Origin of the sequence: Lacticaseibacillus saniviri JCM 17471 = DSM 24301 (assembly GCF_001311785.1) — a bacterium.
Lineage (GTDB): Bacteria > Bacillota > Bacilli > Lactobacillales > Lactobacillaceae > Lacticaseibacillus > Lacticaseibacillus saniviri.
Map to the genome: position 1 here is coordinate 53493 of NZ_BBBX01000010.1, position 24748 is coordinate 78240.

At 48.5% G+C, this 24748-nt stretch carries 20 protein-coding genes, 2 tRNA genes and 7 pseudogenes; 11 read left to right on the forward strand and 18 right to left on the reverse strand.

Translation table 11 applies throughout. The features are described from left to right. Positions 1-42: 42 nt before the first annotated feature. Both JCM17471_RS06585 and JCM17471_RS06590 read right to left on the reverse strand, forming a co-directional pair. Positions 43-1236 carry an acetate/propionate family kinase gene (locus JCM17471_RS06585; RefSeq protein WP_054777288.1) on the reverse strand — a complete coding sequence of 398 codons (1194 nt, stop codon included), beginning with the start codon at positions 1234-1236 and terminating at the stop codon, positions 43-45. A 38-nt stretch (positions 1237-1274) separates the two neighbouring features. Then, positions 1275-2598, reverse strand: a pseudogene (locus tag JCM17471_RS06590) (replication-associated recombination protein A). Between the two features lie 172 nt (positions 2599-2770). On the opposite strand from JCM17471_RS06590, the gene JCM17471_RS06595 reads away from it, so the two are divergent. Both JCM17471_RS06595 and JCM17471_RS06600 read left to right on the forward strand, forming a co-directional pair. Continuing rightward, complete coding sequence (locus JCM17471_RS06595) at positions 2771-3094, forward strand: hypothetical protein (protein WP_054777289.1); 324 nt, start codon at positions 2771-2773, stop codon at positions 3092-3094. 15 nt (positions 3095-3109) lie between these two features. Next, positions 3110-3625: a GNAT family N-acetyltransferase gene (locus tag JCM17471_RS06600; RefSeq protein WP_054777290.1), complete on the forward strand. Its 516-nt coding sequence runs from the start codon at positions 3110-3112 to the stop codon at positions 3623-3625. A 79-nt stretch (positions 3626-3704) separates the two neighbouring features. Here JCM17471_RS06600 and JCM17471_RS06605 read toward each other — a convergent pair whose 3' ends face one another. Further along, complete coding sequence (locus tag JCM17471_RS06605; protein ID WP_054777291.1) at positions 3705-3947, reverse strand: hypothetical protein; 243 nt, start codon at positions 3945-3947, stop codon at positions 3705-3707. Positions 3948-4119: 172 nt separating this feature from the next. Beyond that, positions 4120-5574, reverse strand: a complete 1455-nt coding sequence (locus JCM17471_RS06610; protein ID WP_054777292.1) for an NCS2 family permease — start codon at positions 5572-5574, stop codon at positions 4120-4122. A 184-nt stretch (positions 5575-5758) separates the two neighbouring features. On the opposite strand from JCM17471_RS06610, the gene JCM17471_RS06615 reads away from it, so the two are divergent. Next, positions 5759-6121 (forward strand): DUF1304 domain-containing protein, encoded by a 363-nt coding sequence (locus JCM17471_RS06615; RefSeq protein ID WP_054777293.1) that lies wholly within the window; start codon positions 5759-5761, stop codon positions 6119-6121. A gap of 95 nt (positions 6122-6216) precedes the next feature. On the opposite strand, the pseudogene JCM17471_RS06620 reads toward JCM17471_RS06615, so the two are convergent. Continuing rightward, positions 6217-7679 (reverse strand): annotated as a pseudogene (locus JCM17471_RS06620) (amino acid ABC transporter substrate-binding protein/permease). A gap of 282 nt (positions 7680-7961) precedes the next feature. On the opposite strand from JCM17471_RS06620, the pseudogene pepT reads away from it, so the two are divergent. Then, a pseudogene (pepT, locus tag JCM17471_RS16795) lies at positions 7962-9182 on the forward strand (peptidase T). Positions 9183-9268: 86 nt separating this feature from the next. Here the strand turns inward: pepT and JCM17471_RS06630 are convergent. The 5 genes from JCM17471_RS06630 to JCM17471_RS06645 all read right to left on the reverse strand — a co-directional run bounded on the left by JCM17471_RS06630 (position 9269) and on the right by JCM17471_RS06645 (position 11450). Next, positions 9269-10033: a hypothetical protein gene (locus JCM17471_RS06630; protein WP_054777294.1), complete on the reverse strand. Its 765-nt coding sequence runs from the start codon at positions 10031-10033 to the stop codon at positions 9269-9271. Positions 10034-10198: 165 nt separating this feature from the next. Continuing rightward, positions 10199-10621, reverse strand: a complete 423-nt coding sequence (locus tag JCM17471_RS06635; protein ID WP_054777295.1) for a WYL domain-containing protein — start codon at positions 10619-10621, stop codon at positions 10199-10201. Continuing rightward, a complete protein-coding gene (locus tag JCM17471_RS14445) occupies positions 10587-10847 on the reverse strand; it encodes a hypothetical protein (RefSeq protein WP_162208369.1) in 261 nt (86 codons plus the stop codon). Before JCM17471_RS14445 ends, JCM17471_RS06635 begins: the two co-directional genes overlap by 35 nt. Further along, entirely contained in the window at positions 10832-11161 is a 330-nt protein-coding gene (locus JCM17471_RS06640; protein ID WP_054777296.1) for a hypothetical protein, read from the reverse strand. Before JCM17471_RS06640 ends, JCM17471_RS14445 begins: the two co-directional genes overlap by 16 nt. A gap of 216 nt (positions 11162-11377) precedes the next feature. Further along, positions 11378-11450, reverse strand: a tRNA-Lys gene (locus JCM17471_RS06645). 176 nt (positions 11451-11626) lie between these two features. Between JCM17471_RS06645 and JCM17471_RS06650 the strand changes: the two are divergent. Then, a pseudogene (locus tag JCM17471_RS06650) lies at positions 11627-11818 on the forward strand (DUF3955 domain-containing protein); the annotation flags it as partial. Between the two features lie 112 nt (positions 11819-11930). On the opposite strand, the gene JCM17471_RS06655 reads toward JCM17471_RS06650, so the two are convergent. The 4 genes and pseudogenes from JCM17471_RS06655 to JCM17471_RS06670 all read right to left on the reverse strand — a co-directional run bounded on the left by JCM17471_RS06655 (position 11931) and on the right by JCM17471_RS06670 (position 17416). After that, on the reverse strand, positions 11931-13076 hold the full coding sequence (locus tag JCM17471_RS06655) for a mannitol-1-phosphate 5-dehydrogenase (protein WP_054777298.1): 1146 nt from the start codon (positions 13074-13076) through the stop codon (positions 11931-11933). Position 13077: 1 nt separating this feature from the next. Beyond that, positions 13078-13519 (reverse strand): annotated as a pseudogene (locus tag JCM17471_RS06660) (PTS mannitol transporter subunit IIA). A gap of 5 nt (positions 13520-13524) precedes the next feature. Continuing rightward, positions 13525-15570, reverse strand: a complete 2046-nt coding sequence (locus JCM17471_RS06665; protein WP_054777299.1) for a BglG family transcription antiterminator — start codon at positions 15568-15570, stop codon at positions 13525-13527. A gap of 22 nt (positions 15571-15592) precedes the next feature. Further along, positions 15593-17416 (reverse strand): PTS mannitol transporter subunit IIBC, encoded by a 1824-nt coding sequence (locus JCM17471_RS06670; RefSeq protein ID WP_054777300.1) that lies wholly within the window; start codon positions 17414-17416, stop codon positions 15593-15595. A 315-nt stretch (positions 17417-17731) separates the two neighbouring features. Here JCM17471_RS06670 and nagB point away from each other — a divergent pair, with 315 nt between their 5' ends. After that, positions 17732-18439, forward strand: coding sequence for a glucosamine-6-phosphate deaminase (gene nagB / locus JCM17471_RS06675; protein ID WP_054777301.1), 708 nt, complete (start codon positions 17732-17734; stop codon positions 18437-18439). A gap of 149 nt (positions 18440-18588) precedes the next feature. Here the strand turns inward: nagB and JCM17471_RS06680 are convergent. Next, positions 18589-18661 (reverse strand) — tRNA-Lys (locus JCM17471_RS06680). A gap of 75 nt (positions 18662-18736) precedes the next feature. Then, the gene (locus JCM17471_RS06685; protein WP_082395245.1) at positions 18737-19666 is read right to left on the reverse strand and encodes a ribose-phosphate diphosphokinase; all 930 of its coding nucleotides are present in this window, start codon (positions 19664-19666) and stop codon (positions 18737-18739) included. A gap of 255 nt (positions 19667-19921) precedes the next feature. Between JCM17471_RS06685 and JCM17471_RS06690 the strand changes: the two are divergent. The 5 genes and pseudogenes from JCM17471_RS06690 to JCM17471_RS14045 form a co-directional block, all read left to right on the forward strand. Continuing rightward, positions 19922-20677: pseudogene (locus tag JCM17471_RS06690) on the forward strand (Cof-type HAD-IIB family hydrolase); the annotation flags it as partial. 483 nt (positions 20678-21160) lie between these two features. Beyond that, on the forward strand, positions 21161-21484 hold the full coding sequence (locus JCM17471_RS06695; protein WP_054777304.1) for a hypothetical protein: 324 nt from the start codon (positions 21161-21163) through the stop codon (positions 21482-21484). Further along, complete coding sequence (locus JCM17471_RS06700) at positions 21463-21846, forward strand: CPBP family intramembrane glutamic endopeptidase (protein WP_162208370.1); 384 nt, start codon at positions 21463-21465, stop codon at positions 21844-21846. The genes JCM17471_RS06695 and JCM17471_RS06700 overlap by 22 nt, the downstream gene beginning before the upstream one ends. A gap of 319 nt (positions 21847-22165) precedes the next feature. After that, positions 22166-22420, forward strand: coding sequence for a hypothetical protein (locus tag JCM17471_RS06705; protein ID WP_054777306.1), 255 nt, complete (start codon positions 22166-22168; stop codon positions 22418-22420). A gap of 11 nt (positions 22421-22431) precedes the next feature. Further along, the gene (locus tag JCM17471_RS14045; RefSeq protein WP_156321634.1) at positions 22432-22596 is read left to right on the forward strand and encodes a hypothetical protein; all 165 of its coding nucleotides are present in this window, start codon (positions 22432-22434) and stop codon (positions 22594-22596) included. Between the two features lie 121 nt (positions 22597-22717). Here JCM17471_RS14045 and JCM17471_RS06710 read toward each other — a convergent pair whose 3' ends face one another. Beyond that, positions 22718-23878: a pyridoxal phosphate-dependent aminotransferase gene (locus JCM17471_RS06710; RefSeq protein ID WP_054777307.1), complete on the reverse strand. Its 1161-nt coding sequence runs from the start codon at positions 23876-23878 to the stop codon at positions 22718-22720. A 14-nt stretch (positions 23879-23892) separates the two neighbouring features. After that, a pseudogene (locus JCM17471_RS16505) lies at positions 23893-24717 on the reverse strand (MetQ/NlpA family ABC transporter substrate-binding protein). Positions 24718-24748 lie beyond the last annotated feature (31 nt).

Consider the following 24748-nt stretch of genomic DNA (forward strand, 5'->3'; position numbering starts at 1 on the left):
AAAAAAGCGGCTGGCAATAAAACGAGCCACCCACTTTGATTGTTATTCTGCTTTTAATGCCATCACATCGCGCACAATCATCAACTCTTCGTTCGTCGGAATCAACAGTGTTTTAACCGTCGCATCCGCCGCACTCAAGTCGGTTTCCTTGCCGCGGACCTGATTGGCTTCTGGATCGATTGTCGCACCCAGATAACTCAGATGCGCCATGATTTTGGCCCGCATCTCAGCGCCGTTCTCACCCACACCACCGGTAAAAATCAGCCCGTCGATGCCGTTCATAAGTGCCGCATAACTACCGACATACTTGAACACGCGATTCGCGAAAATATTCAGGGCCAACGCAGCTTGTTCGTTGGTGTCCTCAACGTTTTCGAGGTCACGTTGGTCCGGTGACAATTCGGAGATACCCATCAGCCCGGATTCATTGTTCAAAATATGAATCATCTCATTCACATCCGTAATCTCGAGCTTATTCATCAGGTAGGCAATCAAAGACGGATCGACATCCCCAGAGCGTGTCCCCATCGTTACCCCTGCCAATGGTGTGAATCCCATTGAAGTATCAACAGATTTACCATTTTGCACCGCCGTGACGGAGGAACCTGAGCCCAGATGCATGACAACTAAGCGCAAGTCTTCCAATGGCTTATTGAGCATCTCGGCTGCCCGGCGCACGACATAGCGCACGCTGGTCCCGTGGGCGCCGTATTTGCGGGCACCGTATTGTTGGTAGTACTGATAGGGCAGGCTGTACAAGAAGTTCTCTGCCGGCATGCTTTGATGGAACGCGGTGTCGAACACGGCCACTTCAAGCGCCCATGGCATCGCCTCACGGAAGATATCGATATACGTCGCTTCAATCGGATTGTGCAGTGGCGCATAATCGCGAAGATTCTTGATTTCAAGTAACACGTGATCATCCACGACAACGGAACGATTGAACTGTTCCCCTCCCGCAACCACGCGGTGCCCAATCCCCACGATTTCGTGAAGATGCGTAACTAATCCTAAGTCCTTGAGTTGGGTCATTAATGACGCAACGGCTTCTTGGTGATTCTCAATCGGACGATCATCCGTGAACTTCTGGCCATCACCATACTTCACTTTGACGTTTGACTTTGGTTGGCCCAAGCGGTCGATTAAGCCATCCGCCAATTCGATTTCTTCGGGCATCTCAAAGAGTTTCCATTTCAAGGTGGAGCTTCCTGCGTTCACTGCTAAGACTTTAACCATAGTTCATTCTCCCTTTTACGCGTCCGAATCGAACGTTTCTATTCTGGTGTCTCGTGATATTGCTCGTGCCATGCCTTGATTTGTGCCATCCGCGCGGCGACACGCGCTTCACTGCCTTGATCACTCGGATGATAATAAGTCGCACCTATCAGATTATCAGGCATTGTCTGCATATCGGTCAACCTATCGGCGGCATCATGTGCATATTGATAATTGGCGCCATACCCCAGATCCTTCATCAGATCGGTCACGCCGTTGCGAATCTGTAAGGGGACTGGTTCCGCCAGGGTATTCAGCGCGTCGTCCTTAGCCGCACCATACGCCGTGTACAGCGCATTTGACTTGGGTGCCAGTGCCAAATAAGTCACCGCATGCGTGAGGTGCACGGTACATTCCGGCATCCCCAAGAACTGACACGCTTGATACACGGTAACGGTCAATTCGAGAGCGCGACTATCGGCCATACCGACGTCCTCGCTGGCAAAACGAACCAATCGGCGCGCGATATACAATGGATCTTCCCCGGCTTCGAGCATCCGGGCTAACCAGTAGATTGCAGCATCGACATCCGAATTGCGCATGGATTTGTGCAGTGCTGAAATCAGATTGTAGTGTTCCTCACCATTTTGTCGTACAGCAACGCTTTCTTGGTCAGTAATTGAGCCACGTCGGCCTGCGTGACCACGATGGCGCCATCCTTGGTCTGCGCGTTGGTCACGGCCATCTCGAGTGTGTTGAGCGCAATGCGGGCATCCCCATTGGCAAAATCAGCGATTTGATGCAACAGACTGGTATCGACCGTCACCTGCTGTAAGCCATAGCCACGCGGATCTGAAAGCGCGCGTTGCTGCAGATCAACCAACTCATCCGTCGTCAACGCCTGCAGCACAAACACCCGCATGCGTGATAACAGCGCCGCATTGACTTCAAACGAGGGATTCTCGGTTGTGGCCCCGATCAAAATAATACTGCCCCGTTCCACATAAGGTAAAAAGGCATCCTGTTGTGCCTTATTGAAGCGGTGAATTTCATCGACAAAGACAATGGTTTTTGGCCTAACTCGCGATTGTTCTCGGCCTCCGCCATCACCTGTTTGATTTCCTTGATGCCACTAGTGACCGCAGAGAACGTCACAAACTGGGCTTCCGTCTGTCGGGCAATCAGCTGCGCCAGTGTCGTCTTCCCCACACCGGGTGGCCCCCAGAAAATCATCGAGCTGATTTCGTCATTCGTGATGAGCCGATACAGCACCTTATCGTGACCCAACAAGTGCGTCTGCCCGACATACTCGTCGAGTTTTTGAGGACGCATTCGACTCGCGAGCGGTTGAAACTGGTCTTGCTGAAATAATGAATCGGTCATGTCGTCCTCCTTATATAATAATAGCGATATATTAAACATTGTAAGCCCTGTCAAAAGATGACGCAAATTGCCCCTTTGAATCTCGCCACTGATTCACCGGTGAGCATTGTCGCGTGGATTTCCCCAAAGTGTTACACTAGCGGTACATCTCCAATGAAAGTGAGGCTTTATCATGGCTGATACCCCATTAACCGGTTTTCCAGAAGGTGAATTTGCTGCTTTCTCAACCGCTAAAATGTCGTTTTTCTTACCTTATACCGAAAACACAACGCCGGCCGATCTCAATCAATTCTTCGATCGTGACATCATTCACGTCACGATAACCCCTGATAAGCAACTTGAAATTGCCTTACCCGACAGTGAAATTCAACTCGCATCGTACGGCCAGATTCTTTCCAAGTTTACCAATGGCAAGTACAAGGTGATCGATGCCGATTATTACCACAAGAATTTCAACGACCCCATCGTCGATCAAAACGATCGCGGTATTCTCTAAAGTAAAGGACGAATCATGGCAATTTTTGAAAAATATCATCCCATCATGTCCGCACACTACACCCTCGATTGGTTGACCACCTTCACCGTCAAGGAAGTGTTCGCGCTGCGGCACGACGCAACCATCGCACAACAATCTGGCCGCGAAGTCGATACTGATCTCACCGCAACGGTGCACTACATCAATCGCTCCATGCATCTGGTAATGAGTAACCAAGCCCTACTATACGGCATTAAGGATCGGGAAACGAACCAATTCCTTGGCAGTTTCTGCATCTGGAACTTCGATCAAGATTTGAGCCAGGCACAGATTCGCTTTGAACTTCTCCCTGAGGTACAACATCAGGGTGTCATGAGCGAAGTCCTGGCGCGGATGGTCGAATTCGCCTTCGTTGAATTAGGACTCAATCAACTCGTTGCCGAATTGCCGGCGCCTAATTCAGCATTGACATCACTACTCTTAGCCAATCATTTTGAGCAGATTGCCATTCACGATGGCGCGACACAATATCGCCTCAAGCGTGAATCATAAGCGGCACACATATGACGTGACAAAATAAGCTGCGACAACCCTTTTTGAGGTTCGTCGCAGCTTTTTGTCTCAGTCTGTCTCACTCATGCGATCGCTGTTGCCAGCCATGCATGTGCGTGCGCTGGTGCACCCGCATCATGCCATCATCATGATGGTGATGAAACCCGACTGTGCGCAGTCCCAAGCTCAAAACAGCCACAGCGATGATGGCGGCACCAATGGCACGCCGTAACCGGAGCGGCCGATTGACCGCAATCCACAACACCCCACCAGCCAGCAGCATCACGCCAAACGCGTAGATTAAAAACGTAATCAGTGGCATTTTTCTCCTTTACTCACTAAAGCAACGTTTAAACAAGCGAATATTATTTTCCTGATAGTCTCTAGCCATTTGTTAGCTGAAATATAACGGCAAAGTCGGATTTTGTCAATCAAAAAGAGGGATGGCCCCATCCAACTGAATGTGGGCATCCCTCTCTCGTTTTAATATCGTTTTAGAGCATCGCCAGGAACACGAAATTGATAATGAAGCCCACGGTCACAATCGCTAAGACCGGATGAATCTCCTTGGCCTTCCCAGTAATTAACTTGATTAAGGTATAGAAGATGAAGCCCGCAGCAATCCCGTAAGAGATGTTGTAGACAAAACCCATCACGATGGATGCCATGAAGGCTGGAATGGCTTCTTCAAGGTTATCCCAATCGATTTCCTTGAAGCTGCTCATCATCATAATCCCCACGATAATCAGCACAGGTGCGACCGCCTGCGTTGGCACCATGGCAATCACGGGCGCAAACAAGCTACTGATCATGAACATGGCAGCAACGACCACGGCCGTCAACCCTGTCCGACCACCAGCACCGATACCCGCGGCACTTTCAACGTAGGTCGTCACGTTACTACTCCCAAAGATGGAACCCACGCCGGTCGCAATCGCATCCGCAAACAACGCGCGATCCATCTTGGAGGAGAATCCGTGACCATTTTCCAGCGCTTCCTGATCGGCTTCTGAGAAGATCCCCGTCTTGCGTCCCGTACCAATGAAGGTGCCCAATGTGTCAAAAATATCAGAGAAACTAAAGGCAAAAATGGTCATAATCGATAGGACAATTTTGCTGCTGGAGTTGAACAAACTCCCCATCCCTTCAGCACCAAATGCAGCCCCAAAGGTCACTTTCAGTTCGCCAACCGCGTGGAAGAAGCTGTTCCCACCGGCCACATGGAGATTGGTCACCCCAAAAGGAATCCCGATCAACGTTGTCGCCACAATCCCAATCAAGACAGCGCCGGGCACTTTTTTGACCACCAGAACGGCCATCAATAATAACCCAATCAGGGCAACGAGTGCACCAGAGTTTGCAAAGTTGGTCAGCGCAGGCACAATTCCGCCGCCGGTCACAACACTTTCCAGACCGCCCTTCACACTTTGTCCGGCATGATAAGCTTTCCCATTCACGGATAAAATATTCGCAGCTTCACTCGTGAATTGGAGGAAACCAGCATTCTTCAATCCAACGTAAGCGACGAAGACCCCAATCCCACCACCGATTGCGTGTTGAATCGATTCTGGAATCGCTAAGATGATCATTTTCCGAATCTTAGTCACGGTGATCAAAATATTGATCACACCACAGATAAAGACTAAGGCTAGCGCTTGCTGCCAAGAGAAACCTAGTGCGAACACTACGGTATAGGTGAAGAACGCGTTCAACCCCATCCCAGGCGCCAATGCGTATGGCACATTGGCAAACAGGCCCATGATTAAGGTCCCCACGGCACTGGCAATAATTGTTGCCAGGAACACCGCCTGCGATGGCATCCCTGTGAGTGACAAGATCTGCGGATTAACAAACAAGATGTAGGACATGGCAAAGAATGTGGTCAACCCGGCAATGATTTCACGGCTCACAGTTGTATTGTTCGCCTTTAACTGAAACAACTTTTCCATAATGTACCCCTTAAAGTTTTAATAGGTTTATCCTACTCAATTTCAGGACATGTTTCAAGTTATTTTACGTCCATTTTCAAATATTTTTTATTTAATGTTCGTGTTTTACTGATGAAGCGCTTCATTTTGCCGCTGTTGTTCGCTATGTTAGACTGGGGTCATTCCAATAGAAAGCTGGCAGAATATGTCAATTATTGCATGGATTCTTGTTATTATTGTCGCCATTGAGCATCTGGGGATTATGGGGCTCGAGATGTTTGGTTCCCCGGAAACACAAGCCAAGAGTTTTGATATGGATCTCGACTTTGTCCGTGAGAAACCAGCCCAGACCGCGTTGCAGAATCAGGGCATCTACAATGGCATGTTGGGGGTCACACTCTTACTCAGCCTGTTCTTCCTGAGTGGCGCACCTCTATTGATCACACTGCGGCTACTGACCTTCTTCATCATGGTTGTCGCCCTCTTTGGTGGTTTTACTGCTACCCGCAAAATCTTCGTGGTGCAATTGCTCCCTGCACTACTCGCCTTTATCAGCTTGTGGTTCTAACTGATACTGAAAAAGATCCTGTGACAAAATCGTCACAGGACCTTTTTCATTTTCGGGCAATATAAGTGAATCGCCTTTTATCACAGCTTGGTTTTCTAATTTTGCGACTGTAATCGTTTCTGGACCCAGTTTGATAACCACGTCAGAACGGTGATGATCACCAGATAGATCAAGGCAACCATGGTCCAAATTTTGAACCCTTCCAAGTTGCGGGCAATGATGATTTTACCGGTTTGAGTGAGTTCCAGAATCCCGATAATCGAGAGAATCGACGTGTCCTTCAAGGTGATGATGAACTGATTAATGAAGGACGGAATCATAATTTTCAATCCCTGCGGCAGAATCACGTGGCTCATCGCTTGCCCAAAGGACAGGCCCACACTGCGCGCTGCTTCCATCTGCCCATCACTGACGGCATCGATACCACCCTTCACAAAGGCCGCCGTGTAGGCCCCTTCATTCAGCGTCAGCGTGATAATCCCCGCCACGAACGCGGGAATCTTAGTCCCAGTCAAGCTGGGCACCCCTGTGTAGATGAATAACGCTAAGACCAATAATGGTAAACCACGGAAAATATAGATGAAGGTCGTTGAGACGCCCCGCCAGAACGGACTCGGCATGACGCCCAGCAGACCCATGATTACCCCGACAACTGTCGCAAAATAATCGCGATTAAGGTCACAATCAAGGTTTCCTGGAGCCCGCCCATGAGGGTTCCCCAGTTAGCCTTTAACAGACCGATAAAGCTGCGGTCATTTTCCTGCACAGCCGCATTCTTGGCTTTTTGGTCAGCCGCTGAGCCATTTCCCAGATATTTGGCCACAATTTTCTTATATTCACCGCTAGCACGCACCTTCTTGAGGCCCGCATTGAACTTTTGATCGAGATGATCCGGGTTATCCTTATTAGTCGCAAACCCATAACTCCCCGTCTTGCCGGGTTTACCAATAATCTTGAGATCTAATCCTGTCGCAATCGCATACTGCAATACCGGCAGATCATCGAAACAGGCATCTGAATTACCGGTCCGGACATCATCATACATATTGTTAGAGTCGTCAAAGGTCACGGTTGTAAAACCATATTTCTTTTTGAGCCGGAGTGCATAATCAGCCGCCGCCGTCCCCGTTTTCAGCGCGACTCGCTTACCACGCAGATCTGCCAGTGACTTAATCGACTTATTCTTTGCAGAAACAGCCATCGATGCCCCGCTCTTATAGTAGGGGTCGCTCATGGCGAGCTTCGCCTGGCGCTCCGGTGTAATCGTCATACCGGCAATCACCCCATCGATTTGTCTGGCTTCCAGCGCTTGCACAGCGGCGTTGAACCCTAATGGTTTAATCTGAACCTTGAAGCCCTCCGCCTTGGCGACGGCATTCATCAGGTCGATATCAATCCCGATGTACTTATTATTCTTATCCGCAAATTCAAACGGCGCATAAGTGACATCTGTCCCGATGACATAAGTTTTTTCCGCCGCTTGGGTTGTCTGTGGTGCTTGCCAGCAGCCCAGCCATACTAAAAGTACGAGGATTCCCAATTTCCAACTCCGCAACATGTCTGTTACCCACTTTCTCTCAAAAATTCTTTGTTCAAGCGTACTGTTTTTCAGAAAGATTGTCTAGCAATAGACACGAACAAAATATGTATTTCGGTATTTTAACCGAATAAACCTGAATGATTTAACTTTAAAATCAGTGTTTAAACGCCAATTTGCGAACATCACAGCGAAATCACAGCGAAAAGCAATCCTGTTGCCGAATTTTTCACTTGATTGAAATTTATTTTTGGCCTACACTCAATGCAATTTATCGGTCCAGACTTGAAGGGAGCGTCGCCCATGAATCCAACCTATATTGAGCAACTCTTTGTGAAATACGCCAAAATCAATACGCGTTCCGATCCCGCTCGTTCAGCCACACCAACCACCCCTGGTCAAACTGAGCTGGCACAGCTTATTGCCACAGATCTCAAGACATTGGGTATGTCTGATGTACAGCTCAATCCGGCCAATGGCTATGTCACAGCGCGCTTGCCCAGTAATACTGCGCGCAAAGTGTCTGCCATTGGCTTCATCGCGCACTTAGACACCGCCGACTTCAACGCTGAAAATATTCAGCCAATCGTGCATCCCAACTATGATGGACAGGATATTCGCCTGCCGGGCGCGACAATTTCAGTCGCTCAGTTTCCTATTTTTAAAAACGCTCAAGGGGCAACGCCTCATCACAAGTGACGGCACTACCTTACTTGGCGTCGATGATAAGGCCGGCATCGCGGAGATTATGGGTGCCATGCAATACTTACTAGCGCACCCCGAAATCCAGCACGGCGACGTCGCCATCGGGTTTGGTCCCGATGAAGAAATCGGTAAGGGAGCCAAACAATTCGATGCTGAGCAATTTCATACGGCATTTGCCTACACCCTCGATAACGGGCGCCCCGGTGATATCGAATTTGAGACCTTCAATGCAGCGCAAGCAACAATCACAATCGATGGCACAGCCGTTCACCCCGGCAATGCCTATCACACATTGGTCAACGCCATTGGTATCGCCCAGCAGCTGCTCAATCATTTCCCGGAAATGATGTCCCCGAACAGAGTCAGAATCACGAGGGTTTCTTTTTAATCAATCAAATCAGTGGCACCGTCGCTCATGCCGAAATTGATGTGATTATCCGCGATTTTGACGATGCCAAGTTTGAGCAACGCAAACAATGGCTCATTGAAACCATCGCGACAATGAATCAGCAGCTCGATCAACCTCGCATTCAGTACACGCTACACGATCAATATCACAATATAGGGACCGCTATTGCCACCATTCCCGAGATTCGCGAACTGCCGCTGAAGGTCTATCGCGATATGGGGCTGACACCCAATATCGTGCCGTTTCGCGGTGGCACGGATGGAAATTTCATCACCCAAAAGGGCATTCCAACACCGAACCTGTTTAACGGTGGCGGCAATTACCACGGGCCGTATGAGTTCATTACCGTTGAAGAGATGGTCACAGCGGCAGAGGTGGTGGCCCGCATGATTATTGCACATGGCGCTTAGCAAACAAAAGAGAGCCTATGCCAAGCCCGGTTGGGTTTGGCATAGGCTCTCTTTTTACAACTCAGCATCATGACTCCGCAAGCACCTTATTCCTCCACTAATTCAGGGACTTGTGAAGGCTGGAGCCGAATTGTTTTCTGGTAATACTCTTCTAGCGTTTTATGTGCTTGGGTCGAGGGGTGAAGCGCAATTGAGAAATTGCGGATGGCATCCCGATACTGCGCAGCGGTGGGATATTGTTGCGCAAAATCCGTGTCAGTCATGCGGTTCACAAATTGCTGCTTTACCGCGTGCACAACAGGATTAGCGCTTCTTGGAATCATGAAGACCACATCCAAGAATTTGTCCTTACCCTGCGCGGGATTATACGACAACATCTCTTCAACCAATTGCCATAAGCGCTCAACACTCGCTCGTTGCTCGTTCAGCTCTGGCAGAACATCTGTTGCCATCGTGTTTGAAATCTGTGGAAACAGCGACGTGGCCAGGCCACCGTGTAAGGTGAGTGGCCGTTCGCCGCTCACGGGTAACTGATAATAATGCGCTAGGTAACGCAAGCCTCGGTGTGTTGATGTCGTGCGATGATAGGCCTGGAATGGCTGTTCATCGGCAACCACGACGCGCTTCTTTGGCTTTGCGGCCGGGTTGAGGAGCACGACCAGATGTTCCAGATTCAGCGCCTCACCATCAGCCTTCAAGCCCTCTTGATAGCTGATGTTTTGCCCCGTTAATCGCGCCATATTTTCTCCTGGTGCCAATACCTTCGGATCACGTTGATAGATTAAAAACGATGCTTCACGTCCATAATGATCTTGGAAAAAAGCATACCCTGATGATGTCATTGTACCCATAATGATTCCTCCAATCTCAATTCGACTGAAGTATAGCATTCCAGGGCGACACAATATGTCATTACCAGCCATTAAAAAATAAAGTGGGCAAATTTTTCACTTTTATCGGCTTAATTTTTATCCTATATGAATTTTAAAACCTGATTAACAGAGTGAATAAGGGCTTTAATCCTCTGGATAGTACTGTAACATAGCCTTGAGATCATCCCGAATTTTGGCCACCAGCGATGGCGGTGAAACCACCTGAATCTTTGGGCCCTGCGACAGTAACCACATCGTAGCCCCCATATCCTTAGCCGTGGCTTCAAACAGATAACCGTCGCGTTCACACGATGCAATCATTTGTGATTGGGGAAACTGATCCAGAATTGTTTGCGGATAGATGCCCCATGCATTGAAGCGGAACGTCGTCATACTGCCCCTATCCATCAGGTGAGTGTGTTCCCGTAATTCCTGCAGGGAATAATGATTCGGTGACCAGCGCTTATCGCCGTCGCTCACGCGCACAATCTGTTCGATACGGTCGAGCCGAAAGAGGCGATAGCCACCTGTATCAAGGTGCATCACAACATAAAATAAATCGATCAAAAAAGAGGGTCTCGGGTTGCGCCTCATGCGTCTGAATGGCGTGCTCAGAAGGCCGGCTGCTGGCGTATGTGAACGTAAGCCGCTGATGTGCACTGATGACATCGATCATCGTCTGAAGCCGAGCGAGTAACGGCACCGCGCGCGACAAAGGGAAGTAACTGTTTTGGGCCATCTTGAGGGTGTCGTTAAACAGCTGCTTATCGGTCGGATCTAATCGTGCCGACAAAACGCCAGCACTTGTTTCAACTCACCACGCGTGAAGGCGCGACTCGCGACGGCAATCTGCCCGAGCGCCACACTGTACTGTAAGACATTGGTCGTCGTGCCATTCACCAGTTCGATTCCTTGATCGGTATGTTGTAACTCCCCGTGCCACTCATTTTCGGCCAAGGCCCGGCGGATATCAGCGATGTCGCGTTGAAACGTACGCATATTCTTACTATCCCCGTAACGCACCCGCCAATCTTCAAAGGTCACTGTCTCGCCCCGCAACAACCGCACCAAGACAGCAGCCACGCGTTGTGTACTATTGATTGCCATTCATCCTCACCCTTTCCACTCCCTTTAGCGTAATCAAAAGAGCAGAAAAGCGCAATCAAGATAGGTAAAAATAAAAAGAATATCAATCCGAAAGTTTAAACGCTCATTATCACCCAAACCAATGCCATTATCGGGGCGGGACCACGCGACATAGCGAGACGAACACAAAAAGCGGTCATGAGCAATTCCGAAGAATTACCATGACCGCTTACGTGATGGGTGGTCAGGGGATCGAACCCTGGACCCACGGATTAAGAGTCCGTTGCTCTGCCAGCTGAGCTAACCACCCATTTATCTATGTATCATCGCTTGACGACTTAAATATATTATCATGAATCAAAGCCTTGCGCAACAAGATTTTGAAACTTTTTGTCAGAATCTGTCATTCAGTTTTCAGCGCGACGCAGCTTAACAGATTTTTAAGCCCGATAGCTCGTATAATGAGGGTATGAAAAATATCTTTTACCGCTCATACTCATGCTTGCCGCGGTGGTGGTACTCGTCATTGCCAACCAGTTCAGCTATATCGACGCGCAAGGCTTTCTCCACGAACCTGGCTTCTTTGTGACCCCCTTCGCCCTGCTGCTCTTTGTTGGCGGTGCGCTGTTGGGGTTGTGGCGCTTGGTACGCGGTATCATCACTCGCATTCATGCGTAATGCGCACACAAAAAAGAACGTGAGCTAAACCCGACTGGTTTTGGCTCACGTTCTTTTTGATTGTCGAACACTAACGATTCATCGCGTTCCAAAAGATTGAGAATTCTAGTAGTTACTTGCTCTCAACCGACTTTTGAATTTCTGCAATCAGGTCAGCATCGGTCACACCGGTCACTTCTTTGATCACATCACCCAAAGGCTTTTCCTTCAAGAGGGCTTGTAACTTAACGGATTCATCATCGCTAGGTTCGTCATACTTGAAGATCATGCCGACAGTATCCAAGAGCACACTGTAGTTCAAGCCGCGTTGCTTCAATTCACGAATTGGCCGAATAAAGCGTTCGTCATAACCTAACTTCCGAATTGGTGTCCGTGCGACCCGGGAAATATCATCTGAGATATAGGGATTCTTGAAGCGATTGACCACGCTATTTTGATAGTCAACCAGTTCTTGTTCCGTGAAGTTTTCAAATTGGGCCAACAACAGGGAACGTGTTTCCTTCAAAGCACCTTCGACTTGGCTCAATACCTTGTCGTCCTTGATGGCATCACCGATTGTGGTGTAGCCCAAGTACTTACCTGTGTAAGCAGTGGTTGCATGCCCTGTATTAACAGAGAAGAGCTTCCGTTCGATATAAGGTTCCAAATCAGGCACATATTCAACCGTCTTTAACTTCAAGCCGGTATTCTTCATCTGGCTTTCGTCAACAACCCATTCCTTGAAATCTTCAACGGAGACAGCTAATGGATCATCGTGATGTTGAATCGGCACGATACGGTCAACGGCCGCGTTAGGGAAGCCGATGTGAGCATCCGCAAAGGCTTGACCGTCTGCATCGAGATGGCTGTAAACATCCTTCTTCAGGGATTGTGAGCCGCCAATCATGTTTTCACAAGCAATCACATCGATGGCTGTGTCATTACCAGCTGCACGCCGCGCGTCAATCCCTTGCGCGATGAGTGGTGCAATCAATGGTAAAATCTTAGGCCCAATCGCAGTGGTAACCAAATCCGCTTGCGCAATCGCTTTCACAACAGCGTCTGGATTCTTCGCATTGTTCAACCCGTCGACATTATCAACATGAATCTTACCTTCACCAGGTGCTGCCAATGTGATGGTGTATTCGCCGCGTTGGTTCAATGCATCAATGATGGTTTCATTGACATCCACAAAATTGATCTTAAAGCCATTGCTTGCTAACGTTTCACCGATAAAGCCACGGCCGATATTCCCTGCTCCAAAATGTACTGCTTCCATCCTAATCAACTTCCTTCAATAGGTTAATAACTTCTTGTGCCGATTGTGCGTCGGCCAATTTTTGAACGTTTTCAACATCACTACAATACAGGGCGATCTTGGACAACAGTTGCAAGTGCTCACCGTTTAATCCGGCAATCCCAAACACAACTGTGACCAAATTCTCTTCTGCGGGATCGTCTGAGAAATCAACGCCCCAAGGGTATTGTGCAATCGCAATCCCTGTTTTTGATGTACTTCATGCCGTCTTCTTGCCCATGGGGAATCGCAATAAAGTTACCCATGTAGACAGAGACATCACGGTTACGGGCAATCATGGAATCAATGTATTCTGGTTCCACATTACCGTTATCGACTAAGAGTTGTCCGACTTGGCGGATCGCTTCTTCCTTGGTCTTTGCCGTTTGGCCTAAAGCGATAGTATTGGCATCGAGTGCCTTCATGTTAGTCACCTTCGATCGATTTTTTGTATTTCTGTAAGAAAAGCTTCTGTGATCAACTGATAGAGCTGACTATAATTACCCGTTTCAAAACTGTGCAGGTGTTGTGGATTGCGGACCATCATGCCAGACACCGCGGAGAGCAATTGCATCGTGGATTGTGGTGTATCGGCTGGCGTCAACAGGAGAATGACGCGCTTCAACGTGATGGTTTGCATGTCCATGGCCGGTAGCGTGATTGGCGTGCTCAGATCGAACACACCGATGAACGGCTGACTGACACCCGCATTCGCCGCGTGAACCAGCGCCATCTGCGTATCTGGAATACCCACAGGGGCCAGCTCAAGACGCTTGATAAGCGCGCTGAGCACTGATTCGAGGTTGCGCACCACTTTAGGTAGCATCGTCAAAATCGCAATCAGGGCTTGATTGATATCAGATGTGGGTTGCGCCACCACATAGCTGTTAAATTGATCCAACAAGGTGGATGCTGTCTCGACCATCGTCTTCAAGTCTTCAAATGCCGTGACACTCTTATCCAGCGAGCGTTGTGGCACAATTGCTGCACCTTGTTTGACCTGCGACAAGAGCCGCGAGATTTCATTGCGCTCACTCTGTGGTAAGAGTGGCGTGACCACCAGGTACTGATGGTCAAAGCCCGGCAGCTGCACCGTTGATAGAATCAAGGCGTAGCGCGAAAAGTCGATGCTAGACAAATCACTGATGCGCACATTGGTGACGCTGCGAATCTCTGGAAACCCCTGGCGCAACTTGGTTTCAATCAATCGACCCGTTCCCGGACCATCACTTGTCACCAGCAACACCCGTGCCGCAATCTCATCCGCGCCGGTAATCACCGAGGCGAAGTACAACACCACGTAGGCTAATTCGTTACCGACAAACGCGTGTTGGCCAAAGACTTCATCAGTCGCTGCTTGCACCGCTGTATAGAGCTTAGGGTAATCACTGGCTAAGTGATCCAAAACAGGATTGGCAAGCATGGGTGTTAACGTCCCGGCCACACTGCGTTGCACATGTGCGAGCAAGGCGGCGTAGAGCTGCTGATCACCACTGAAAGGATAGTCATACCGCTTCTCCACGGCTTGAATCAGCGACTGAACTTGCAAGTTCACGGTGAGGTCGAATGGATCGACCTGCTCTGCGACCAAGCCACCACGAATCTCATTGAGCTGAATCGCGAGGAATTGGTAATCGCCGACGCGCACTTGTTCACGAATTTCTGGCGCCATCTCGGCGAAGAACTGGAGCGCAAGCTGTTGGTCTTGGAACAAGAGCTCGCGGTCAAAATTGCGGCTAGAAGCCACATGATAGCCCGCGAGAACGCGCATCGCGTGCACAGTCACCGTCAGCAACAAGAGCTTGCGTTGATTATCACTGACACTCGCCAGACTAGAGGTGCGATGGAAGACCGTATCCGCCGCCTTGAGCGCGGTGCTTGGCAACTGGTTAAAGAAGTAACCCGTCACGGGATCGAATGTGTTGTGCGTTGTTTTGAGTGCTTGAAAGAATAGATATGGGTTCAGCGCGCTGGCAAAAATACCAACCAGCACCCGGCGGATATCCGCCTCCTGCCCACTGATCCATACACCCGTGGCTTTTTGGCGATTCAATGTTAACTGTGACATGGTCAGCGCCGGTGTAATCAAGTCGAGATCCTGCTTGATGGTCGAGAGTGATACCTCGAGTTCATCGGCGAGATCACTCATGGTCATCGGGACACTTGTCAGTAACAATCGTACCAACAGTGCATTTTGGCGCTGACTTGCATTAAACGTAATGGTGGGCACGTCAGGGGTGAGGTTCTGCCGAAGTGCATCCAGCTGAACCGCATCACCCGCGATCGTGTAGGCGCCGTGACTATCTTTAATCAGAGCCAACTTGAACGCTTGAATATCCTGTTCGAGTTGGGCGAGTTCCCGATAGACCGTCCGCCGACTGATATTGATTTGTTTGGTGAGCTCATCACGGCTCACCCCCTGTGGTTGGCTAAGAATCAATTTGATGATCTGCTGTTCGCGGTTAGTTAAGATCATAGCCCTTATCTCTCTTTATCAATTATTTTAATTTCGAGATAAGCGTATCATAATTTGTCGCATTGAGAAGACCGTCGACCACATAGACCTGAACATTGGCAAATTGTAACTTAACCCGCCGAGCGGTTTCCTTACTTGCCACAATCAAGACATCAGGATTGTCATCAATTTCACCAATAGAAAGGTTCTTAACGGTGATATCCTTGTTGAGCTTGTGGAGTTCGGAACGGAATGTGGCTTGTGCCATTGTGGCAGAGCCAATATTTTGATCGTGGTGCATGAAGACAATTTCCTTCACAACATCGAGGTTCAATGAAGCGTTTGGATCTTCAGTGGTTGCCGCTGGCTGATCAGCATTTGCTGTCGCTGTTGGTGCGGCGTCCTTATTGTCAGTCATCGATTCCGTCTTCAGGCTAGCGATGATTTCATCATACTTAGGACTGCTCAAGAAGTTATCAACGGCCACGTGCATTGCATCAGGTGTCTGCGTCTTTGCCCGATCAGCTAATTCTTCTTGGGTCACAACCAGGAGTCCTGGCTTGTCTTGTAAGTTACTGATAGCCGTGTTTGTGACAGGCAGGTTCAAACCAGCCTTCTTCACCTTATCCCGCAGGATGGAAGCACCCATGGCACTTGAACCCATACCGGCATCGCAGGCGAAGATGATTTGTTGCACGCCACGAACATCATTCATAATTTGTTGTGCTTGTTCTTGTGTTTGAGCTTGGTTCTTAGATTCAGCCTTCATGGCCTTCATCTTAGCGGTACTTGCTGCCAAGTCATCGCCATCCGCTTCAACACTCTTATCCCGCTTCAAAATAACGGCGGAAACTAAGAATGAAACAACGGTTGCACCGGTCACACCGATGATCAAGCCCAGATAGTTCATTGGATCTTTTGGTGACATGAGTAACAGTGAAATAATGGAACCAGGAGAAGGTGAGCTCTTGAGCCCAACACCTAAAATAGAGAATAAGGTTGTCCCGGTAACACCACCAGCAATAACGGAAAGGAACAGTGCTGGCTTCATTAAGATGTATGGGAAGTAGATTTCGTGAATCCCACCCAGGAAGTGGATGATGATTGCGGAAGGTGCAGAACCCTTAGCAGCACCCTTACCGAATAAGGCAAAGGCGAGCAGAACACCAAGCCCTGGACCTGGATCTGGTTCAAGCAGGAACAGAATTGACTTCCCTGCAGAAGCGGCTTGCTGAATCCCTAATGGGGTCAGAATCCCTTGGTTAATTGCGTTATTCAAGAACAGAATCTTCGCTGGTTCAATGAAGATGTTGGCCAACCACAGTAAGCTGTGACTGATCATCCAGTTAACCCCAGCAGCCATCACATTGGTAAATGCCGAGATGATTGGTCCCATCAGGAAGAACCCGATGATGGCCAGAATCATCCCAATGATACCGGCACTAAAGTTGTTGACGAGCATTTCGAACCCTTGACGAATCTTAGGTTGAACCGCATCGTCCCATTTCTTAATACACCAACCACCTAAAGGTCCCATCACCATGGCACCGATAAACATTGGCACGTTGGTCCCAACGATGACCCCCATCGTGGCAATAGCCCCAACGACCCCACCACGGTGGCTAGCAACCGCTGCACCACCTGAGTAAGCAATGAGAAGTGGCAATAAATAATTTTTCATTGGGTCGATCAATTTCGCGAGGTCGGCATTTGGTAACCAACCATCTTTAAGGAAGATGGCGGTAATCAAGCCCCAAGCGATGAAGGCACCAATGTTTGGTAAAACCATACCCGAAAGTTTTGTCCCAAAAGTCTGCATGGCAGACTTAATCCCCTTCTTGGCTGGTTTGCTTGCTTTTGTGTCCATTGCAAGCGCTCCTTTCTGTATCCGATTACAAATACATTGTAAACGCTTGCTGAAGCCGCTGACAAAAGCACATTTGGCACAAACCGCTGTGCCAAAACTGAAACCGGTGTCAAAATCCATTGATACAGGGCCTTGCCGCACTTTCGGCACGCATTTCAAATCATTGATACAGATGAATTAACGAATAGATACACAAAATTGGCACGAACTTTTTCTCTGGCATAGGCCGTAATTCGCAATCATCCCGATATCTTGTTGACATCGGTCTAGGCCGGTGTTATATTGGACTAGACCAAAAGAGGGAGGAATTTTCAGATGGACGTAAAAATTTTTGATAACGATGTTGAAGCAGGTAAGGCAGCTTTTGATATCATTAAGACTGGTATGGATAACGGTGCCAAGACACTTGGCTTAGCAACAGGTAGCACACCTGTTGAAATGTATAAGGCAATGGTAGCAAGCGATGTTGACTTCTCCAATATGACTTCTGTTAACTTGGACGAATATGTTGGCATGGCACCAGACAACGACCAAAGTTACCGTTACTTCATGCAAAGCCACTTGTTTGACGCAAAGCCATTCAAAGAAACTTTTGTTCCTAATGGTTTAGCAGCAGATCCAGATGCTGAAACAAAGCGTTACAACAAAGTAATCGCTGACCACCCAATCGATATCCAAGTTCTTGGTATCGGCCGCAATGGTCACATCGGTTTCAACGAACCAGGCTCACCATTTGATGCTGAAACTCGTAAGGTACCTTTAACACAATCCACCATCGACGCAAACGCACGTTTCTTCGATAAGGAAGAAGACGTCCCACGCTTTGCTTACTCCATGGGGATTGGTTCAATCATGAAGAGCAAGAAGATCTTACTCTTAGCATTCGGCGAAGATAAGGCTGATGCTATCCAAAAGATGATCGAAGGCCCTGTCACAACTGACGTGCCTGCATCTGTACTTCAAAACCACAAGGATGTTGTTGTCATCATCGACAAGGCAGCCGCAAGCAAGTTAAGCAAGTAATTCCATTTAAAAACAAAGAGGGCGCGATGCTACAACCAGTCGGTTGTGACATCGCGCCCTCTTTGTTGTTCCCCGTTATCTCTGAAACCACAAAAAACCTGATATCGCGATAAATCGCAACATCAGGTTTTCACGTGATTGGTTTCTTATGGGTGGTCAGGGGATCGAACCCTGGACCCACGGATTAAGAGTCCGTTGCTCTGCCAGCTGAGCTAACCACCCATGAATTGAGCTGCCATATTTGACAACTCAAATAGTATATCATGGGCAAAACCGGGACGCAAGCCCATTTTAGGATTAATGTTCAAATAATGGATGAATTGACTGGTTACTGCTAATCATCTTGATTCCTTGGCCGATCATTGGGCCAACAGACAGAATGACAAAGTTAGGCAATTGCTTTTCTTCAGGAATATTGATGGTGTCCGTCACCACAATCTTCTTCAAGTCGAGTTTTGCTAATCGTTCTGAGGCGCCTGCTGACAGCACACCGTGAGTTGCGGTCACATAGACATCCGCTGCTCCATTTTCTTGCAAGGCCGCATATGCGTCTTGAACGCGCACAGCGGTATCGATCATGTCATCCACGATAATGGTGTGCTTACCTGCCACATCACCGATGACACCGACGTTATCGTCACCAGGGCGCTTATCAACAATGGCAATCGGTGCCCCCAGCATTTCTGCCAGTTCACGCGCACGCTTGGTGCCACTGTGATCGGGTGCGATCACCACGACATCTTTGTCCAAACCAATTTCACGGAAGTATTCACCGGCTAGCGGCAGTGCCTGTAAGTGATCAACTGGAATATCAAAGAAACCTTGTAATTGATCTGCATGCAGGTCAACCGCGATGAAACGATCGATGCCGTCCATTTCGAGTAAGTTGGCGATCAACTTAGCCGTGATGGGTTCACGAGACCGTGCCTTCCGATCAGCACGCGCATACCCATAGTAAGGGACCACAACATTAATCAAATGCGCACTCGCACGCCGCATGGCATCCACTGTAATCATCAATTCCATGAAATTCTCGTTCACGGGATCTGAAACAGGTTGAATAATGAAGACATCTGCACCCCGCACACTTTCAGGAAGCTCAACTTGAACTTCACCATCCGCAAAGTGCTTAACTGAAATAGGTGACAATGGGACGCCAACTTCTTGAGCAATTTTTTCTGCAAGTGGCACATTGCCATTCAAGGCAAAAAGTTTAATTCCGACCATACATTCTCCCTCATTCATGCCGCTACCGGCATTGGCTTATTTGAAAGTTTCATTTTGTCCGTATATATGATTTCATTATACGCAATTTTAGGCAAAAAACCACGATTGTTCGTTAAGCCTGCGTAATAATTATAATAGGAGAAAATCGAGCTTTATCCTGGCTCAAACACGTGTTATTAAAAGCGATATGCTACACTGTTACTATTACATTATTGGAGGTTCTTTCATGTATAAAGCAGCAACTTTTTTGATCTCGACGGCACCTTATTTGATAACGACAAGCAAGTCCCACCTGAAAACCGACAAGCCCTCGCTGAACTGAAAGCAAATAACGTGTTACCCGTGATTGCGACAGGCCGCAATCATTGGGAAATTGCACCGATGTTAGATGCCAATCATATCGATACTTTGGTTGGCGCAAATGGCGCTTATGTGTGGTACAAGGGTGAAGCCATCGTCAAGAACGTTATCGATACCGACGTGCTCAACCGTGTCACCCAAGTCGCTAAAGAAGACGGTCTGCCAATCGCCTTTTATAATGAAAACACCGTCGCAATCACCATGAAGAATCAGATGACTCAAAACAACTACAAACTGGTTCATCAGGATCAACCGCGCGAAGATCCCGACTTCTACCAAAAAGGACCGGTCTTCATGTTCTTACTCTTCACCCCACAAAAGCCTATCGAGGCTGATATGCAGGCGAAGTACGAAAAGTTATTCCCTGAACTCACCTTCTATCGTAACAGTCCCTACGCAATCGATGTCGTGAACCACGGCGTAACGAAAGCGACTGGGATTCAAGCCCTCTTGAAGCAACCGGAATTGGCTGAAGCCACCACCTATGCCTTTGGTGATGGTAACAACGATATTCCTATGCTTGAATTCGCTGATTACGGCGTCGCGATGGGCAATGCGTTGCCACAAGTCGCTGCTGTGGCTCAATTCCAAACCACATCAAATCTCGATGGCGGGATTGTGAATGGCCTCAAGCATTATCATTTGATTTAGAGCGCGAACCCATACGGTTTGACTGTGAGCACTAACGGGACTCACGAAACAATCGTGGTTTTGACGATTGTCGGGAGTCATGGTAGGCGAAACAGGCAGTATGGGTGAGCGCGTTTAGAGCGCGACAATCCCCGGGTAGCAATCGAGTACTAACGGGCTTTGAAGGGCATGGCGGTCTGTGCCATGTGCAAAAAGCGAGTTAGACGGAGATTGTTGGGGATGGGAACGCGTTTAGAGCGCAATCAAAGGCGGTTAAGACATGAGGATTAGCAATAGCTTTGACAGAATCCGGGTTATGGATTCGGCGAAGCTGAGCTAACCGGAGTGTCTTGCCTTTGGGAACGCGTTTAGCGTGATTCCATACGGTTTGGCTGTGAGCACTCACGAAACTAGCGCTATAATTGCGATATGTCAAAGACCGCAAGCGTAATTAAACCCTCTCGCGGTCTTTGCGCACCATGACACATTAAAGGAGGGATTTCTATGCCAGATTGGTTAACTTGGCTTTATGACCGTGCTAAAGCCCTCATTATCTTTGCGGCTGCCATTATGCTTGTCGAGGCTTATCAATGGCCATTGCTATTCGCTGCATCGGCATCCAAACAAAGTCTATGGCGACGTGATTGGTTTTTACTGCTCACCTTGGGGTTAACGGCAATTGCGGTCATCTTACTCCTGCGCTTTGTCTACCGCCGACAACTCAAGCAGCACAATCCGCTGAATATTCATCGTCAACCGATGACATCCACGCGCTTCTTCTTTATGTTTTTATGTACATCTTGGTGTTGGCCGTCAATGTCCTGGTGAGTCGCTTCGGCACGCCAGGCAACCAACAGAGTCTGAATCAGATTTCTTCGATCTGGCCCTACACCTTAGCCATCATGGCCGCCGTCTTTGCGCCTTTCATTGAAGAATTCGTCTTCCGCGGTCTCTTCATGAATCTCTTTTGGAATAAGGACAATTCGCTCAATAATGTGCTCGCCGTTGTGACTTCTGGCCTCGCATTTGGCTGGTTACACGAACCACGAATATCAGTTTTCCTTCTCGTTTATGCGTCAATGGGGATGGCACTGGCCGCTGCTTACCGTTACAATCGCGATTTGCGCTACTCCATTGGTTTACACATGACGATTAATCTCATTCCAGCGATTGCGATGTTACTTCGGTAATTCGGATATTTCGCCTTTTTCGATACCAAGGACGCGCTTTTATTCGTGAAAATAATTTCGCCTAAAAAAGTGAAAAAAAAAACTTTTTGCGACTGATTCGTTGATTTAGCAACCCCCTAATTTTGGCTGTCAAAAGTCAAGATTGACTTTTACGAAACTGTGTTCGGGTAAGTCCTGCACGTTTTCACGGGATTGTGAACGATTTTTCACAAATAAAACGAGCGATGCGCTGAGCCCATTTTTCGAAACGAATCTGCTATAATCAATAACGCAATCAAAAATCGATTGGATCCACGATACCAATATGGAGGCGTTATTGATGCTCGATCAAACGAAATTAAATCAAATCTGGATTGATGAATCCACCTACATTACTATTATCCCGGATGCCGCATATAACCTTGAGGTATGGGAAAATACATCTGGCCGGGATCACCGGATGGCACGGATGGACTACAAGTACCATCGTGACACCTTCGCTGGATTCATCTATCGCTTGTGTCCTGACATCAATTTGCTACAAATCCATAAAATCCAAAAACAAATCAATCCATTCTTCGATCTCGAGGTATAGGAGGCGATTCTATGACGCAGCTCTTCATTCTGACGATTGTCGCACTGATTACAACGCTTGTGGTTATCTACCTGGAATGGCGGACCAAACAAGTTTCCAAGCTCAACACGGGTATCAAGGCGGCGCTCGCTGTCGTGCTGGTCGGCTTGCTGATCAGCCTCATCATCGTCAAGTAGTGATGCGATCAAAAAAGAGAGATGACAACCCAATCAGGGCCTGTCATCTCTCTTTTTGCGTTCATTCTATTGTTACTGCATTTAGCCGCAGCAGCTGTGATTATTACCCAGGACATGCAGATTAGGCGAATAAACCTAATCGACCGATGCGGGCCGCCGCTTCCTGAAGCCGTTCTGGGGATGTCAGTAGACCGATGCGGACATAACCTTCACCGTAGTCGCCAAAGCCACGGCCATCAGCGACCGCAACATCCGCTTGATCCAGTAGTAATTGACTGAACTCGCCACTGGTGTAGCCTGCAGGCACTGGCATCCAGGCGTAGAAAGTCCCTTGACTCGGTGTCGCGTGCCAGCCGATTTGATCAGCGGCCTGGTACCACGCGTCACGCCGTTTTTGATACAGGGCCACTAATGATGCCACGCTGCTCTGATCGCCGTTCAGAGCGGCCACACCAGCCTCTTGCACGGCTGGGAAAACACTGACCAGCATGTGATCTTGAATCAGGTTGATGGCTTCAATCAGATCCTGATTGCCGGCCGCAAAACCAATGCGCCAACCGGCCATGTTATAGGTCTTTGATAAGGTGTAGAACTCGATGCCGACGTCCTTGGCCCCGGGTGCCTGCAAGAAACTGACGGGCCGCTTATCCGGTGTCCCTAGCGCGCCATATGCAAAATCGTGAACGACTTTAATGTCATGTTGCCGAGCAAAATCGACTGTCTCCTCGAAGAATTCAGGTGTTGCCACCGCTCCGGTTGGATTATTGGGATAGTTCAGATAGAGCAGTTTGGCCGCTTCTGCCACTTCAGGCGCGACCTGCGTGTAATCCGGCAGCCAATCGTGCTCGGCCGTAATCGGCAGCAAGTCTAATGTCGCTTGAGCGATCGCCACCCCGGACAGATAATCCGGATAGCCCGGGTCAGGTAATAGGATGTGCTCACCCGGATTGAGCCAAATCTGGGGCAATTCGACTAGGCCGCTTTTTGAACCCGCAACCACGGCGATTTCCGTTTCGGGATCGAGCGTGACGCCATATTCGCGTTGATAAAAGTCCGCCGCGGCTTGCTTGAAATCCGGTTGGCCGCGAAACAACGAATACTTGTGATTCTTGGGGTCTGCCACCGCCTGTTGTGCGGCGGCGACAATATTGGCTGGTGTTGGCTGATCGGGATTGCCCTGACCCAAATTGATCACATCATGGCCCGCCGCAATCCGTGCATTAACATTTTTCACTAGTGTTGCAAAAAATTGTTGTGGTAATCGTTCACTCAAATCTGACATGTGCTGCGCCTCCTCTAGAATGCTTGAACAATCGAACCCTTGAATGTCTTTTTGATGTAATCGCGAATGGTTTGTGACTGATACAGCTTCTTGATGGTCTTCACAAACTTGGCATTCTTATCGCTGGTCTGAACCACAAAGTAGTTTGGATAAGGGTTGTTAACCAGTGGTTCGTGGTAAATCGCGTTGTCGTTGATATTGAGCCCCGCATCAAAGGCGAAGTTTGTGTTGATGGCGGCGGCTTGCACATCACTCAGGTGGGTTGGCAATTGTGAAGCTTCCAGTTCCTCAATCTTCAGATTCAACGGATTAGAAGTGACATCCGCCTTGGTCGCATTCGTTGTCACACCCGCTTTGAGCTTGATTACGCCGGCCTTTTTCAAACAGCTGCAAGGCCCGCAGTTCATTGGCAGGATCATTGGGTACCGCAATGGTGTCGCCCTTCTTCAAGTCCTTGAGTGACTTGATGTGCTTGGAATAAACACCCATGGGAAAGGCCACTGTCTTAAAAGCATCGGTAATCTTGAAGTCCTTTTGCTTGATCTGAGTCTTTAAGAAACCCAGTGTCTGATAACTGTTTCCTTGCAGGCTGCCATCGTTCAATGCCACGTTTGGCGTGTTGTAATCCGTGAATTCCTTGAGCTTAATGGTTAAGCCATCCTTCTTCGCTAACTTGGCCACCTGCTTCATGATCAGTTCGTGAGGGCCCGTGGTGACCCCAATTGTGACGGTTTGATTCTTGCTATCACTGCTACTCTTTGTTGGCCACAAGCGGCAATCAACAAACCTAATCCCAAAATCGCGACTGCTAACCCACTGCGTTTAATCCATTGCTTCATGTTACTTCCTCCTTATATTCAACCAACAAAA

What these genes read in the sequence shown, in the direction of transcription:
- JCM17471_RS06585 (WP_054777288.1), bottom strand. Translation starts at nt 1,236, where the DNA reads ATGGTTAAAGTCTTAGCAGTGAACGCAGGAAGCTCCACCTTGAAATGG.
- JCM17471_RS06595 (WP_054777289.1), top strand. Translation starts at nt 2,771, where the DNA reads ATGGCTGATACCCCATTAACCGGTTTTCCAGAAGGTGAATTTGCTGCT.
- JCM17471_RS06600 (WP_054777290.1), top strand. Translation starts at nt 3,110, where the DNA reads ATGGCAATTTTTGAAAAATATCATCCCATCATGTCCGCACACTACACC.
- JCM17471_RS06605 (WP_054777291.1), bottom strand. Translation starts at nt 3,947, where the DNA reads ATGCCACTGATTACGTTTTTAATCTACGCGTTTGGCGTGATGCTGCTG.
- JCM17471_RS06610 (WP_054777292.1), bottom strand. Translation starts at nt 5,574, where the DNA reads ATGGAAAAGTTGTTTCAGTTAAAGGCGAACAATACAACTGTGAGCCGT.
- JCM17471_RS06615 (WP_054777293.1), top strand. Translation starts at nt 5,759, where the DNA reads ATGTCAATTATTGCATGGATTCTTGTTATTATTGTCGCCATTGAGCAT.
- JCM17471_RS06630 (WP_054777294.1), bottom strand. Translation starts at nt 10,033, where the DNA reads ATGGGTACAATGACATCATCAGGGTATGCTTTTTTCCAAGATCATTAT.
- JCM17471_RS06640 (WP_054777296.1), bottom strand. Translation starts at nt 11,161, where the DNA reads ATGGCAATCAATAGTACACAACGCGTGGCTGCTGTCTTGGTGCGGTTG.
- JCM17471_RS06655 (WP_054777298.1), bottom strand. Translation starts at nt 13,076, where the DNA reads ATGGAAGCAGTACATTTTGGAGCAGGGAATATCGGCCGTGGCTTTATC.
- JCM17471_RS06665 (WP_054777299.1), bottom strand. Translation starts at nt 15,570, where the DNA reads ATGATCTTAACTAACCGCGAACAGCAGATCATCAAATTGATTCTTAGC.
- JCM17471_RS06670 (WP_054777300.1), bottom strand. Translation starts at nt 17,416, where the DNA reads ATGGACACAAAAGCAAGCAAACCAGCCAAGAAGGGGATTAAGTCTGCC.
- nagB (WP_054777301.1), top strand. Translation starts at nt 17,732, where the DNA reads ATGGACGTAAAAATTTTTGATAACGATGTTGAAGCAGGTAAGGCAGCT.
- JCM17471_RS06685 (WP_082395245.1), bottom strand. Translation starts at nt 19,666, where the DNA reads ATGGTCGGAATTAAACTTTTTGCCTTGAATGGCAATGTGCCACTTGCA.
- JCM17471_RS06695 (WP_054777304.1), top strand. Translation starts at nt 21,161, where the DNA reads ATGCCAGATTGGTTAACTTGGCTTTATGACCGTGCTAAAGCCCTCATT.
- JCM17471_RS06705 (WP_054777306.1), top strand. Translation starts at nt 22,166, where the DNA reads ATGCTCGATCAAACGAAATTAAATCAAATCTGGATTGATGAATCCACC.
- JCM17471_RS14045 (WP_156321634.1), top strand. Translation starts at nt 22,432, where the DNA reads ATGACGCAGCTCTTCATTCTGACGATTGTCGCACTGATTACAACGCTT.
- JCM17471_RS06710 (WP_054777307.1), bottom strand. Translation starts at nt 23,878, where the DNA reads ATGTCAGATTTGAGTGAACGATTACCACAACAATTTTTTGCAACACTA.